Raw genomic sequence first — 15,305 nt, 5'->3', positions numbered from 1 at the left:
TGAGCCGGCGCCGAGCGCGACAGGGATGTTAACGAGATTTGCTGTCAGGGCAAGGAATAACATCTCTCGCGAGATGTCTTGTTCAGGGCGAGCGCGCCGCCGCAAAATCTGCTGGATAGGCCCACAAAATGAGGGATGGCGGCGCCGCGCCGGAGCGGTCCGTGGATTCGCCTGCAGTGGTGCGCTGCGCGCTCGCCGGGCGACGCGGGGCGCCGGCGGGGTAGAGCGGCGATGCGGTTATGTGGAGATCACGATCGCTTCGCCGCTGGTGCTCCGGAGCATGGTGGATGACGCGAGGCTCGAGCCGCGGCCATCGCGCTTGGCGTGAGAGATGTCGAGCGGGTGCTCGCGCCCGGCGCGTAGCCGACGTTGGGGGCGACGTCGGAGGCCGGCCGGCGAGGGCTGACAACCCAGGCCGAAGGCGCCGGGCGCCAGGGCGCCGAACGCTGGGCCAGGATCGTCGAGCAGCTCCGCATGACCGCTGAATGCTGGTGAGCTCGCTGGTCCTTCACGCGATCGACGGCGGTCGCGTCGATTTTTTACGTAGCAATTTTTGGTAATTTATATCACATTTATGTGTGAGAAATTGTCGGATTTTGTGCGCCAGCGCATCCTGTCCCTCCGTCTGGGCCTCGACGCCACGATGATGCTGGCGGAGCTGCCCGCCCTCGACCGTCGGGCTCAGCGCCGGGTCCACCTCGTCGAGGGGAGCTGGAGCCGTCGTGCTACATTCGACCCATGCCGCTCGGCGACGAGGTCCCGGAGTGGAAGGCGCTGCGCGACGCCCTGCGCGATCTCGTCACCCGCGCCGGCGGCTGCGCCGCGGCCGTCGTTGACGCGTCTGGCAGCCTCTGGTGCATTTGGCCCGTCGCGTCTACGACGCTCCCGCTTGCCGAACGCTTTCTCGAGCGCGAGCTCGCCGAGCACCGACGTGTTGCCCTGCGTCGAGGCGGACGGCTTCGCGTGGCTCACCCCGCCGAGCCGTCCGAGGACTCGTATCTGGCGGCGTCGTTCGGGGGTATCTACGTGCTCGTGTTGTGGTTCAAGGGATCCTTCGATCCCGACTTCCAGCAGGCCCGCCTCCGGCGCGAGCTGCCCCGGATCGAGGCCCTGACGGTCGCGCTGCCCCCTCCGGATGGGCCGCAGGCCGGCGAAGGCGCCGCCAAGCAGCGCGCCTGAGGGGCCTGCGCCGGCGGCCTCGAACCTCGGTCACAGCCTGAGGGGCACGCGCTCCAACACGACTCGAATGAACGCTGGCACGGTGGCACGGTGGCACGTGGCACGGTGGCACGGTGGCACGGTGGCACGGGCTTGCGCCTGACCGCGCGGGCCGGAGGGCGCTCGCGATCGCGGATGTCGCCCTGCCCGAGGTGCGCCCCGAAGAGGTCAGCGCGACATCAGGCGCTCTGCAATCGTTCGTGTGACATGGCCGTGACGTCAATGTGTAGCCCGAAAGATAACCCGAGACGAGCGGTGCTGTCTGGCGCCTCGCCGGGGGACCATAGCGGCGGCCCACGCGTCGGGCCGCTCTCCTGAGGTCTGGCACCTGGATTGCATTCGCGCGCGACCATTGCGCCGCTCTCGTGCACGGCGAAGGACATTGTGGGGCCAGTCGAGAGCAGGACGACGCCAGGAGCGTTTTGATGGAAAGGATCTTTGCTCATGCGAAACATGTATCGCTTGCGCTTCGGATCAAGGACATTGCATGAATTTGCCCGCCTGCCCCGGACGAGATGCACCGCGATCACGGGCGGCGCCCTCCTCAGCGCCCTCTTGACGAGCGTCGCCTGCACCTCGGACGCGCCGCCGGAAGAATCGGTGAGGGACGCGAAGCTGGCCGCAACCGAGGGCACGACCTGCGTCACCATCCAGCGAGGGACGCTCGGAACCGTGGAGGATGCCACGATCTGGCAGGACTTCCCCGGCTGGATCGACTCGACCACGAGCACGCTCATACGGACCGGCACCTTGGCCGGATGGGGCGTGCGACACGCCCTCGTGCGCTTCGATCTATCCCCCGTGCCCGCCGGCGCGACGGTCTCCTCCGCGACGCTGCGCCTCCTCCAGGTCTGGCGCGGCGGGACCGATACCAGCACCGTCAACATTCACCGGATCACGTCGGCCTGGAGCGAGCCGACGGTGAGCTGGCAGAGCTTCGGGAACGGGAGCAATTTCGATTCGGCTATCGCGGCCTCGTTCACGTCCCTCCCCGCGGCCGGGGTCCGCACCGCCGACCTGACCGCCCTGGCTGCCGCGTGGCTCGACGGGACCTTCCCGAACCACGGTGTGCTGCTCGAAGAGGCGCCGGTCCTCGACACTCAGCTCCGGAGCAGCGAAGGCCCCGTGATCTCCGAGCGGCCCAGCCTCGAGATCTGCTACACGACGTCGGCGGCCTGCTCGGGCACCCTCGACGACGGCGACGCATGCACGATCGATTCGTGCGATCCCGAGCTGGGCATCCTGCACACGCCCCTCTCGACCGATGACGGCGACCCGAGCACGATCGACACGTGTGACCCGGCGACCGGCGCCGTCGCGCACGTCGCCTGCGCGGCGCTCGATCCGACCGTCCCCACGCAGCTCATCGACGCGGCCAGCTGCATTTACCAGGGGCCCGGCGCGCCCCAGACCGGCGTCACGGCGACGATCGACGCCGCCTCGGTCGCGGTCGTCACGGGCAAGGTCGCCACCCGGGCAGGGGGGCCGCTCTCGGGGGTCAAGGTGAGCGTGCTGCACCACGGCGCGGGGGACGCCGAGAGTTATGGGCAGGTGCTCACCCGCGCCGACGGCGCGTTCGAGCTGGTCGTGCGCGGAGGCAAGCCGCTCACGATCCAGTACGAGAAGCCGGGCTACCTCCCGGTGCAGCGGAACGTGACTCCACGGTGGCGGCACTGGTCCGAGGCGCCCGAGGTGGCCCTGATCGAGCGCGATCCGGCCGTGACGCCCGTCGCCCTGGGCAGCGCGACGGGAGCCCAGGTGGCCCGCGGGAGCGTCCAGTCGGATGACAGCGGCGAGCGGCAGGCGACCCTGGTCTTCGCCCCGGGCACGACCGGGACGATGACGGTGCCGGACCCGAACGGGCCTCCTGGCGCGACCATGACGGTGCCCCTGCCGAGTGAGGTGCACGTGCGAGCGACCGAGTACACCGTCGGTCCGAGCGGCCCCGAGAGCATGCCAGGGACGCTCCCGCCTGCCAGCGCCTACACCTACGCGGTCGAGCTCGGCCTCGATGAGGCTGTCGCCGCCGGCGCCACCGACGTGCAGTTCAGCCAGCCCGTCTCGTTTTACGTCGACAACTTCCTGAGCTTCCCGGTCGGCATGGCCGTGCCCATCGGTTACTACGACGCACGGAAGGGCGCGTGGATCCCGTCCGACAACGGGCGCGTCGTGGAGGTCGTCGCCGTGAGCGGCGGCGTCGCGTCCGTCGATGTCGACGGCGATGGCGTCGCCGACAGCGGCAGCGCCCTCACCGGCCTCGGGATCACCGCGGACGAGCTCGCGCAGCTCGGCTCGCTGTACACGCCCGGAACGAGCCTCTGGCGCTCGCGCGTCAACCACTTCACCCCGTACGACTGCAACTGGCCCTATGGGCCGGGACCCGGCGCAGCGCCGCCCCCGCCGCCCCCGCCGCCCCCGCCGCCCCCGCCGGACAAGCGCTGCCCGGAGCCCGGATCGATCATCGAGTGCGAAGGCCAGATCCTCGGGGAGAAGCTGCCGGTCGCCGGCACGCCGTTCGACCTGCACTACCAGAGCGATCGAACGGTGGGACGCAGGGAGCCGTACCGGCTCACCGTCCCCATCACCCCGGCGAGCGTCTCTCCCGACCTCAAGAGCGCCGAGGTCGAGGTGAACATCGCCGGGCGCTTCCTGCGCCACCGAGTCACTTGCCCCTGCGAGCCGAACCAGCAGCACGTGATCGAGTGGGACGGCAAGGATCGCTTCGGGCGGTTGATCCATGGACCTCAGCGGGCGACGATCAGGCTGGGGTACACCTACCACGCCTACTACATGGAGCCCGCCGAGCTGGACCAGGCGTTCGGCGCGCTCTCAGCCGCCGGCGTGCTGCTCTCGAACTCCCCGGCACGGCAGGAGATCTCGTTGTGGCGCGAATGGGAGCAGTTCCTCGGCACGTGGCATAACCAGGCGGACGCGCTCGGGGGCTGGAGCCTGAGCCCGCATCACACGTACGATAGCAACGCCCTAAGGCTGTACAAAGGGGACGGCACGCGGCGGAGCAGCGGGCAGGTGCTGGGCATCCTCGAGCGGGTCGCGGGCGATGTCCCCTACAGCGCAGCGGCCGTCGCCAACAACATCGACGTGCAAGCCGCGTCGGTCGGCGTACCCCACGCGATCGCGGCGGGGCCCGATGGGACCCTCTATTTCACGGATCATTGGAGCCACCGCCTCCGCAAGATCACGCCGGATGGGCACGTCCTGAACGTCGCCGGTACCGGCTCCTATGGATACAGCGGCGACAACGGGCCGGCGACCAGCGCGAGCATAGCGCGCCCGCGCGCCGTCGCGGTCGGTAGGGACGGCAGCATCTTCATCGCCGACACCGAGAACAATCGGGTTCGAAAAATCTCACCCTTGGGCGTCATCACCACGGTCGCTGGCACCGGCACATTTGGTCCTGAAGCTCCTGACGGTGTTCTTGCCACATCTGGGTTTATCAGTCTTCCGCGAGCGCTGGCGGTGGCGGATGACGGCACGTTGTACATCGCGACCGGTGGTCGCGTGCGGAAGGTGGCGCCGAACGGGATCGTCACGACCGTGGCAGGCTCGGGGTCGTGCCCTGACTCGGTGACCAACCACCCCCCGTCCGGTACCCCCGCGCTGCAAGCCAACCTCTGCTCCATCTCCGGCGTCGCGCTGGCTCCCGATGGTCGCGTCTACTTGTCCGACAACTGGCGTAACCGCATCTACTCCGTCGATACGGCTGGTCTCCTGCACCAGCTGGCCGTCATCGGCGATCCCGGAGCCATCGCGATCGACGCCGGCGGTCTCTACGTCGAGAGTGGATTGGAAAGGTCGTCCAAGTACAGCGTGATCTACCGGCTCTCTTTCGATGGGAGCTCGAAGGTGTTCGCGGGGACCGGTGAACAGCGCATGTTCGATCCGGTCTGCGGCGGGAACCATTGCGGCCTGAACGGCCCCCCGACGAAGGCCAGGCTCCTCATGGTGGGCGGGATCGCCACCGGGCCAGACGGCGCCGTGTTCGTAGCCAGCCAGGCTGGGTGGGATTATTCGATGATCGCGCGCATCCGATCGGCGATGCCGGACCTCGTCGGCCAGGATGACTTCGCCATCGCCAGCGAGGGCGGCTCCGAGGTCTACATGTTCAACGACGGGCGGCATGTCAGCACGCTGGACACGCTCCTCGGCATCCCGCGATACCAGTTCGGCTATGACGCAGCGGGAAGGCTGGCGACGATCACCGACGTCGACAACCAGGTGACCACCATCCAGCGGGACAGCAGCGGAGCTCCGACGGCGATCGTGGCGCCCGGTGGACAGGTGACGCAGCTCGCGGTCAACGCGGAAGGCCACCTCTGGACGGTCATGAACCCGGCGGGCGAGACGACGACGCTCACCTATTACCCGGAGGCCGGTCTCTTGCGATCCTTGCTCGACGCGGAGAGCCACCTCTACGAGTTCGAGTATGACGCGCTGGGGCGGCTCACCAGGGACACCGACCCGGCCGGCGGATTCAAGCAGCTCGACCGGGTGAGCACCTCGTCTGGGCACAACGTGACGCTCACCACGGCGATGGGGAGGACACAATCGCATGGGATCTCCGCCGACACCCAGCAGCGCACCCACACCGGCGCGACCGGTCTCTCGGCGAACGAGCAGACGAGCTCCAGCGGCACCACGACGGCGACCTTGCCTGACGGCATCTCGGTCACGACCGAGGTGATCGGCGATCCGCGCTTCGGCATGCAGGCGCCCCTCATCAGCCAGGAGACCACCGTGACGCCGCAGGGGCGCACCCAGGTCGTGCGCCGCTCGCGGTCCGTGACGCTCGCGAACGCCATCGACGCGCTCAGCCTGGCCTCGCTCACCGAGACGTCGAGCCTCAACGGAAAGACCACCACCCGGGTGTTCGACAAGGCATCCAGGACGTGGACGATCACCACGCCGGAAGGCCGGCAGACGACGATCGTCCTCGACGAGAAGGGGCGGTTGTCCCAGCTCCAGGTGCCCGGGCTCTTGCCGATCGAGCAGGCTTATACCGCGACCGGGCAGCTGTGGACGAGGACGCAGGGGGACCGCATCACCACCTACACGTACACGCCGGGCGGTTATCTCGAGACCATCACCAACCCCCTGAACGAGGCGACGACGTATAGCACCGACCCGACCGGCCGGATCCTCAGCGAGACCCGGCCCGACGCCGCGATCGCGTCGTTCGGCTACGACGACAACGGCAACCGCACGTCGGTGACCCCGCCCGGGCGCCCGGCGCACGTGTTCACGTACACCCCTGTCAACCTGTTGCACACGGAGACGCCGCCCGGCCTCGGGTCGGGATCGACCACGACGACGTTCGACTACGACCTCGATCGAGCGCTCACGGCGAAGATCCGGCCGGATCTCTCCACCGTGATCTACGACCGCGATCCGACGACGGGTCGCCTCTCCGGCATCACCCTCCCGGCGGGGCACGGAGCGCTCGTCTACCAGTACTCCCCGACGACAGGCAGGATCTCCAGCGTCGCCGGCCCTGACGGCGTCACTGTCGCTTACCAGTACGATGGAAGGCTCCTCACCCGGCGCACGTGGTCGGGCGCTGTCACGGGCAACGTGAGCTCGATGTACAACAACGATTTCCGCGTCGACTCGGAGAGGGTGAACGGCGCCAGCCTCGTGAGCTTCGGGTACGACGACGACGGGCTGCTCACGCAGGCAGGGGCGCTCACCATCACGCGCGACCCGCAGAACGGGTTCCAGACGGGGAGCACGCTGGGGAGCGTCATCGATTCGGTGAGCTACACCGATCACGGCGAGGTGGATCTGTACTCGCTCGCGGCCGGCGGCTCGCCGCTCTTCAGCGCGGACTACACCCCGGACGCGGTCGGGCGCATTCACGCCGTCACCGAGACCATCCAGGGCGAGACCCACACGTTCGTGTACGACTACGACGCCGCCGGGCGGCTCACGGATGTGTTCAAGGACGCGGTGCTCATCAGCCACTACGACTACGGCGCCAACGGCAACCGGATCGGGCACACGACGATCTCCGGCAGCGTGTCGCCGACTTACGACGACCAGGACCGGCTCACGACGTATGGCACCACGACGTACACCTACGGCGTGGGCGGCGAGCTGGAGAGCAAGACGGAGAACGGGAGCGACGTCACGACGTACGAGTACGACGCGCTCGGCAACCTCCGCTCGGTGGCGTTGCCGAGCGGGACGGTCATCGACTACGTCGTCGATGGGGCGGGGCACCGGGTCCAGAAGCGCGTCAACGGCGTGGCCAGCCAGGGGTTCCTCTACATCGACGAGCGGCGCATCGCCGCCGAGCTGAGCGGCGCAGGCGGCGTCGTCTCCCGCTTCATCTACGCCAGCCGCGACAACGTTCCTGACGTGATGATCAAGGGCGGCGTCACCTACCGGATCGTCACCGACCACCGCGGCAGCCCGAGGCTCGTGGTCAACAGCGCGACGGGCGCGGTGGCCCAGCGGATCGACTACGACGAGTTCGGTAACGTGCTGCTCGACACGAACCCGGGCTTCCAGCCGTTCGGGTTCGCCGGCGGGCTGTACGACCCTGACACCAAGCTCGTGCGGTTCGGCGCGCGCGACTACGACGCGAAGACCGGGCGGTGGACGGCGCGGGATCCGATGGGCTTCGACGGGGGCGACACCAACCTGTACGGGTATGTCCTTTCGGACCCGGTGAACTTCATCGATCCGAACGGCAACTACGCTCTCGCCGGCGCGGCCTCCGCCGGCGCGGGCGCCGTGCTGGTTGGCGGGGCCGTCCTGATCGGCATCTACCTGCTCTCCGAGTGGCTCGGCGACGAGGACATCCCCGAGGATCTCCCCGGACTCCGGGTATGCGCGCAGAAGCTCGCCGATTGCATGGATTGCTGCGAGAAGAAGTATCCGAAGCCGCGGACCAGGAGGGACGACCTGCCGCCGAAGTCAGGGGTCGTCTGCATCGACGATGAAGAGAAGGCCAGCGACTGCGAGATCGGGTGCCACCAGGGCTCCGAGAAGTGCGTGAAGATCGTCGAGATGACCCAGGATCCGCGGCCGGCGGTGTTCGGAATCGAGTGCTGGAGGCCCTAGCGCGACGAGCGGGTTGAACCCGCATGAAGCGAGCAGAAGCTCGAGCCGCCAAGGCGCTGAGGACGCCAAGGCATCTTCTTTACTCACGGCGTCGCTTTCTCATGGCGTACGCGGCGCCTGGCGGTTCACTCCTCGCTCCATCAACGCGATCGATGTTCCAGCCCCGCGTTCCGGATCATTGACGCGCTGACATCCCCCGCGGCCTGGACCTGACCATGACCACCATTCGGCCCGGCGCGCTCACGCCGGCGCCGTCCGGGCGCGAGCTCACGGGCGGCCCGATCCGAGCGGGCGAGGGCATCTCCATCCAGCAAAAGTGCCGCACTCGAAGGTGTGGAAACCAAGGCGACAAACCGGAATGCGCAGGCGCCGGGAGAAAATCGGCCTTCGCGACCGCACCACCTTCCGATGGGCCGCGGGCGGCTTTACAGGGTTTCGCCGAAGGAGGTTCGAGATGGCCAAGGCATCATCCCGCGAGGCGCAGAATGCTCCGAACAAGGCTGGGTCCGCTGGACAGGAAGAGCTCGACGCCGCTGGCGGCGCGGAACAGCAGGGCTCGTCGGGCGAGCAGGCGGCAGCCGGCGCGGCCGGCGGGCCCGCCCTGGAGCCGCTCACCGCGCTGGTCCTGCTCGACATGGCGGCCGTCGAGGCCTACGCCGTGGCGATCCGCGCCTGCCGCGCGCCGGACATCAAGAAGCAGCTCGAGTCGTTCCGCCAGGATCACGAGCGGCACGTGCGCGAGCTCTCCAAGGCGCTCGGCGTGGCGCCGCCCGAGCAGCCCGATGAGCGCGGCATGTCCATCCAGCGCTACACCGAGCTGTCGGCGCGGGAAGATCGCACGGCGCTCGTCGCCATGCGCGGCAACGAGGAGCTGACGAACGACGCGTACGCCTCCGCGCTGGCGGGCGAGCTGCCCGAGGAGCTCCGGAAGCTGGTCGAGGCGAACTGGCAGGACGAGCGGCGCCATATCCGCTGGATCACCGAGGAGATCCGGACGCGCGGCTGGGAGCTTCCGGAGCTGCCCTCGACGCTGGCCGAAGTGGCCTGACCGCAGCGCCTCCCCGGCACCGCCGCGGGAGGACGCGGCGGATACCCGGGACCGTCGGTGGAGGCCTCACCGCGGCTCGCGGCCCGCTGCGCGCTCACCGCAGGTAGACGCCAGGTTAACCCGGAGGGTCGAACAGGGAGGCAGGGAGACGGGGTGGAGGGGTGTTAACCTCGTGGCGTCTAACCCCGCCTCCCCGTCTCCCCGCCTCCCTGTTCGACCTGGGGGCGCGAAAACCCAGAGGAAATTCAGGTTTGCGCCTTTGCGCCTTTGCGCCTTTGCGTTGAATCTCTCGGGATCCCTGGCCAGCCCTGTGAGGCATGGAGCTAGCCGCCCCGCGACCGCGCCGCCGCGGCGAGCGCGATCAGCCGGTGCACTTCCGCCGTGTCCACCGGCTTGGTCAGGTGGTGATCGAACCCCGCCTCCCGGGCCTGCCGCCGGTCCTCCGCCGTCCCCCAGCCGGTGAGCGCGACGAGGACGAGCCCCGCGAAGTCCGGCTCCGCCCGCAGCCGCCGGGCCACCTCGTACCCGTTCATGCCCGGCAGGCCGATGTCCAGGAACACGATCCCCGGACCGAGCTCCCGGGCGGCGGCCAGCGCCTGGGGACCGGTGTGGGCGGTCCGGACGTCGTGCCCCGAGACGCGGAGGAGCGCGGCCAGGCTCTCCGCCCCGTCCACGTTGTCGTCCACGACGAGCACGCGGAACCCCGCCGGGCGGCCGTCCGCCGCCGGCTGCCCGGCCCGCGGCGCCGCGGCCCGAGCCCGCTCGGGCGCGGCGAGCGGCAGCCGCACGAGGAACGTCGACCCCCGGCCCGGCCCCTCGCTCTCGGCGTGGATCGTCCCCCCGTGCAGCTCGACCAGCCGCCGCACCAGGGTGAGCCCGATCCCCAGCCCGCCCTGGGCCCGGTCGATCGAGCGGCCCACCTGGGTGAACATGTCGAACACCTTCGGCAGCATCTCGGCCGGGATGCCGACCCCGGTGTCCGCCACCCGCACGACCACCTCGCCCCCGTCCCGCTGCGCGGCGAGCCGGATCTGACCGCCCGCGGGCGTGTACTTGGCCGCGTTGTTGAACAGGTTGGCGAACACCTGGGCCAGCCGGGTCGGGTCCGCGTCGAGCGCGAGCGGCTCCGCCGGCAGCCGGATCGCGAGCTCGTGCCCCGCCGCCTCGATCAGCGGCCGGCTCGTCTCCAGCGCGCTGTTCAGGACCGCCCGGAGCTCGACCCGCTCCCGCCGCAGCTCCACCTTCCCGCGCGTGATCCGGGACACGTCGAGCAGATCGTCGACCAGCCGGACCATGTGCCCGACCTGCCGCTCCATCATCTCCCGCGTCTTCCGGCCCTGGTCCCCGCTCCCGGCGATCCGGAGCACCTCGAGCCCCGTCCGGATCGGGGCGAGCGGGTTGCGCAGCTCGTGGGCGAGCGTCGCCAGGAACTCGTCCTTCCGCCGGTCCTGATCGCGGAGCTCGTCGTAGAGCCGGGCGTTCTCGAGCGCGACGCTCGCGATGTGCGCGAGCTGGACGAGGATCGCCTCGTCGTCCTCGGTGAACTCCCCCTCGCGCCGGTCGGAGAGCTGGATGAGGCCGAGGTTCGTCCCGCGCCGGTCGACGAACGGTGCGGCCAGCCACCCCCGCAGCGGCGGGAGCCGGTCGCCCTCGCCGCGCGCGCCCTGCCACGCCGGGTGGGCCTCCAGCTCGGCCTGGGTGAGCCGCATCGGCCGGTTCGCCCGGCAGACCACCGCGGCCAGGCCCTCGCTGGGCACCGGGGCGCCGTCGCCGCGCCAGCGCTCGTACTTCCCGGACAGCGACGTGGTGGTGACCGCCTGCGCGCAGTCGTCCCCGGTGGTCAGGCTCGTGAGCGCCACGTGCGCCCCGAGGATCCGCCGCGCCTCGTCGGCGACGACCCGGAGCACGTTGTCGCGGGAGCCGGCCGCGTGGATCGTGAGCGCCGCGTCGGCCACCTCCTTGAGGAGCCGCCGCTGCTCCCGCTCCCGCTCGAGCAGCCGCGCGAGCTTCTCCTCGTCGACCTTGCGCGCGGTCACGTCGACCGTCACCCCGTCGAACCGCCGCGGCGTGCCGTCGGGCGCGTACGCGGTGCCGCCCAGGGCCCGGACCCACTTGATCGCCCCCGTGGCCGGATCGACGGTCCGGTAGTCCACGTCGTACCCGGTCCGGTCGCGGATCGACGTGTCGATGGCCCGCCGGGTCGGCTCCCGGTCGTCGGGGTGGATGTGATCGTAGAACGTGCCGATGGTCACCCGGGCGTCCTTCGGGAGCCAGAAGTGGTCCTTGGTCCGCTCGTCCCAGAGCAGCTCGTCGAACGGCAGATCGCAGTGCCAGAACCCGACGCCGGACAGCCGGACCGCGTAGTCGAGCCGCTCGTCCCGCTCCCGCAGGTCCCGGGCCGCGCGGGCCCGCTCGATGGCCTCCCAGCACCGGTCCACGACGAGCAGGACGAGCTCGACCTCCTCGGGGGTCCAGTGCCGCGGCGTCTTCTGGTGGACCGCCATCGCCGCCGTGAACTTGCCGGCCTTGTGCAGCGGCACGCAGATGACCGCCTGGATCCTCGTCGCCCGGTACGCCGCGAGGTCTTGCCCGGCGCGCGGGTCGGCGTCGACGTCGTCGATCACGTACGGCTCGTTGGCGAGCATGAGCCGCACGACCTCGGGCCCGAAGTCGGCGACCGGCCACCGCCCGACGATGCTCGGGACACCCCGCGGGTGGTCGCCCGTGATGACGAAGACGCGCTCGTCTTCGACCTGGGCGTAGGCGCACCGGTCCACGCCGAGGTGCTCGGCGAGCAGGCGCGCCGTCACGGCCATGACCTCGTCGGGGTCGGCGAGCGGCTGGGTGGCGGCGGCGAGCTCGGCGAGGAACCGGTGCCGGCCCTCGCTGGCGCGGAGCGCCTCGTCCGCGCGCCGCCGCTCGATCGCCATCGCCGCGGTCCGGGCGAGGATCTCGACGTTGCGCCGCTCGGAGGTCGTCGGCCGCCGCGCCGTGAAGAAGTACGTGCCGAAGGTCCCGAGCAGGTCCCCAGCGGCGGAGAGGATGGGCATGGACCAGGCCGCCTTGAGCCCCAGGCCGAGCGGCAGGTGGCAGAGCTGGCCCCAGGCGGGATCGGCGGCGATGTCGGGCGTCACCACGGCCTCCCGCCGGTGCGCGGCGATGCAGCAGGTGCCGACGTCCGGGCGGATCTCGATCCCGTCGACCGCCCGGTTGTACGCGTCGGGCAGGCTCGGGGCCGCGCCGTGCCGCAGCCGCCGGCCGTCCGGGTCGAGGAGGAGGATCGCGGCCTTCGCCTTCCCGTCGGCGTGCTGCTCGACGAGGCGGCACAGATCGGCCAGCACCTCCTCGAGCGGCTCGCCGCGGGCGACCCGCTCGAGGACCTGCTTCTGCCCGTCGAGGAGCACGTCCGTCTGCTTGCTGGCGCGCGCCCGGGCGATCGCCTGGGCGGCGCTGGCGGCGAACCGCGTCAGGCTGGAGAGGAGCCGGGCGTCCTCGGCGTCGAACTTCCGCTCGTCGGAGTGGGAGAGGGCCCAGACCGTGCCCACCGGTCGTTCGCCGTCGTGGAAGGGGGCGGCCAGCGCCTCGACGACCGCGGGCTCCGCGGGGGACGACGGCAGGAACTGGCGCGAGGGGTGCACGAAGAGGAGCGTCGCGTTGCGCTCGAGCACGACGCCGCAGGGGCTCGCGTTCCGGGGCACCGTGCCGCCGGTGTTCGGCGCGAACGCCCCGGTGACGGCGTGCCAGCGGAACACCTCGTGGCCGTCGTCCTCCTCGAGCAGGCTGACGCCCGCCGAGTCGGCCCGGCAGAGCTCGCGGGCGAGCGACACGAGCTTCGGGAGCACGCCCTGCGGGGGCCCGGCCATCGCCGCGGCGAGGGCGAGCAGGGCTCGGTTCTCGGCCGCGTGGTCGGGCTGCCGGGACGGGCGGCGTGCCAGCTCGTCGGCCGTCACCCCGTCGCGCGGGCTGGGTTTGCCCGGCGGGGCGTCGGCCGTGTCGCTCTGGAACGATTGGCTCATGAGCTCACCTTGGCCAAGCCCGCAGGCAAGCTCAAGGACCCATCCGAGCGGCGCGAGCGAGCCGCGGCGCGCGGCAACGGGCTCAGCTTGATGCAGGGATGAGCCTGTCCGCGATGCGCCGCGGAGGGGTCAGCCGCAGCCGGGCACGTCCTTCAGGCTGAAGAAGATCTGCTTGCCGAGCGAGCGCGACAGCTCGACCATCTCGTCGGCGCCCTTCGAGGGGCCGCCGATCCGCAGGCAGGCGTCGCAGCGGGCGACGAGCCGGCGGGCGACGGGGTGGAAGATCTCGTTGAAGATCTCGTCGCCGATCTGCCGCGAGCCCGCGTGCTCGATGAGCGGCAGCGCGTACCACTCGCCGAGGACGGGGAGGTGGCCCGCGCGGAACAGGGCGAGGGCCATGTCGTTCATGGCGTGGACGTTGGCCGCGATCTTGGCGGGGTCATCGTTGGTGCCGGAGCGGTAAGGGCCGGCGACCAGGATCATGAGGGACGGGGAGGCGGGCATGACGTTCGAGACCTCCGGGGCGGGGGAGCGTCGTGGGCCGCGCGCCGTTGCGCGGCGCCACGACGGCCTGCCGCGGCAGTCTAGGCCCGGAGGGGCTGCGCCGTCACGGGGCCTGGAGCTCCTGGTCGGCGCTCTTGAACCAGCGCGTCGCGACGCGGACCGCGTTGGTGGCCGCGCCGAGCCGGAGGTTGTCGCCGACGACCGTGAGGCAGATGGTCTTCCGGTCGCGGTCGCGCGGGTCGGGGCGGAGGCGGCCGACGAGGGCGCGGTCGCGGTCCTGGACGCAGTGCAGGGCGCTGAGGCCCTCGCCTGCGGCGCCGGGGAGGTGCTTCACGTACGGCGAGCGCGCCGGATCGCTCAGGATGCTCGCGGCCCGCTCGAGGTCCACGGGGCGCTCGAACGTGACCCACGCGTTCTCGTAGTGGCCGACGGCGACGGCGACGCGGCAGCATTGCGCGGAGATGCCGAGCTCCGGGATATCGAGGATCTTGCGGCTCTCGAAGATGAGCTTCCGCTCTTCCGAGGAGAAGCCGCTGTCGTCGGTGCCGCCGTTGTGCGGGACGGTGTTGCCGGCGTAGCCGCTCGCCTTGAACGGGAGCCCCAGGCGATCGAGGCCCTGGTATCCCTCGCGCGCGTCCGAGAGGAACGCGTCGAGGGCGACGATGCCGGCGCCGCTGACGGCCTGGTAGGTGCTCACGGTGACCGCGCTGAGCCCGTACTCCTTGCGGAGGGGCGAGAGCGCGAGGGTGAGCGGGATGGTCGTGCAGTTCGGGTTCGCGACGAGCCGCACCGAGTCGTCGACGAGGTTCGAGTTCACCCCGGCCGCGACGAGCGGCACCTTCGGGTCGCCGCGGTAGGTGTTGCTCTTGTCGATGACGCGGTACCCGAGCTCGAGCAGGCGCGGGACGTACCGCTTGCTGTGCTCGTCATCCAGGGCGACGAACGCGAGGTCTCCGCGCGGCGCGTCCTGCGCCTCGAGGCGCGACGCGCCGAGCACCTCGTACGACTTGCCGTCGAGCGTGAGCTCCTGGTCCCGGCTCGCGAACAGGGCGAGCTTGGCGTCGGGCCACGCCCGCGCGATGAGGGTGATGGTTTCGCGACCGACGAGGCCCGTAGCGCCGAGAATGCAGATTCGCATGGCGCGCATTTAGCAGAGCCCGGCGCAGCCGACGAGAGGGCAGCGCCGGGCGGCCGGATGAGGAGGGACGGAAGGCCCGGGCGTGTGGATGGCGCAGGGCGGCGGCGCGTCGGGGCGCGTCGGGGGCGGCAGAGCGTCAGCAGCGGAAGAGCAGGGCGTCATGTGGAAGAAGGGGCGGGGCAGGAGGGTGGAAGGACGGGAACCTCGGCCGGGCGACGGCGCGGCCTCCGTCGCGCGGGCGACCCGCGCGACGGCCCCGAGGCGCCGACCCCGTACGGCCAGCGCCAGAGAGGTCGGC

General features: G+C 70.7%; 6 protein-coding genes. 3 read left to right on the top strand and 3 right to left on the bottom strand.

Annotated features, from left to right (window positions below):
- Nucleotides 1-738: 738 nt before the first annotated feature.
- The 3 genes from WMF43_RS30805 to WMF43_RS30795 all read left to right on the top strand — a co-directional run bounded on the left by WMF43_RS30805 (nucleotide 739) and on the right by WMF43_RS30795 (nucleotide 9,349).
- Complete coding sequence (locus tag WMF43_RS30805) at nucleotides 739-1,179, top strand: hypothetical protein (RefSeq protein ID WP_437670136.1); 441 nt, start codon at nucleotides 739-741, stop codon at nucleotides 1,177-1,179.
- 639 nt (nucleotides 1,180-1,818) lie between these two features.
- Nucleotides 1,819-8,301 (top strand): DNRLRE domain-containing protein, encoded by a 6,483-nt coding sequence (locus WMF43_RS30800; RefSeq protein WP_437670135.1) that lies wholly within the window; start codon nucleotides 1,819-1,821, stop codon nucleotides 8,299-8,301.
- Nucleotides 8,302-8,755: 454 nt separating this feature from the next.
- Nucleotides 8,756-9,349 (top strand): ferritin-like domain-containing protein, encoded by a 594-nt coding sequence (locus tag WMF43_RS30795; protein WP_437670133.1) that lies wholly within the window; start codon nucleotides 8,756-8,758, stop codon nucleotides 9,347-9,349.
- A 323-nt stretch (nucleotides 9,350-9,672) separates the two neighbouring features.
- Here the strand turns inward: WMF43_RS30795 and WMF43_RS30790 are convergent, their stop codons facing one another.
- From WMF43_RS30790 to WMF43_RS30780, 3 genes are all read right to left on the bottom strand, one after another.
- Complete coding sequence (locus WMF43_RS30790; RefSeq protein ID WP_437670131.1) at nucleotides 9,673-13,365, bottom strand: GAF domain-containing protein; 3,693 nt, start codon at nucleotides 13,363-13,365, stop codon at nucleotides 9,673-9,675.
- A gap of 129 nt (nucleotides 13,366-13,494) precedes the next feature.
- Nucleotides 13,495-13,869, bottom strand: coding sequence for a DUF4406 domain-containing protein (locus tag WMF43_RS30785; RefSeq protein WP_437670129.1), 375 nt, complete (start codon nucleotides 13,867-13,869; stop codon nucleotides 13,495-13,497).
- Nucleotides 13,870-13,972: 103 nt separating this feature from the next.
- Nucleotides 13,973-15,007 carry an aspartate-semialdehyde dehydrogenase gene (locus WMF43_RS30780; RefSeq protein ID WP_437670127.1) on the bottom strand — a complete coding sequence of 345 codons (1,035 nt, stop codon included), beginning with the start codon at nucleotides 15,005-15,007 and terminating at the stop codon, nucleotides 13,973-13,975.
- Between the last annotated feature and the right edge of the window lie 298 nt (nucleotides 15,008-15,305).

This window comes from Sorangium sp. So ce131, assembly GCF_051519095.1.
Taxonomy (GTDB): domain Bacteria; phylum Myxococcota_A; class Polyangia; order Polyangiales; family Polyangiaceae; genus Sorangium.
The sequence above is the reverse complement of the archived record's forward strand: the minus strand, read 5'-3'. Positions and strand labels throughout refer to the sequence as shown.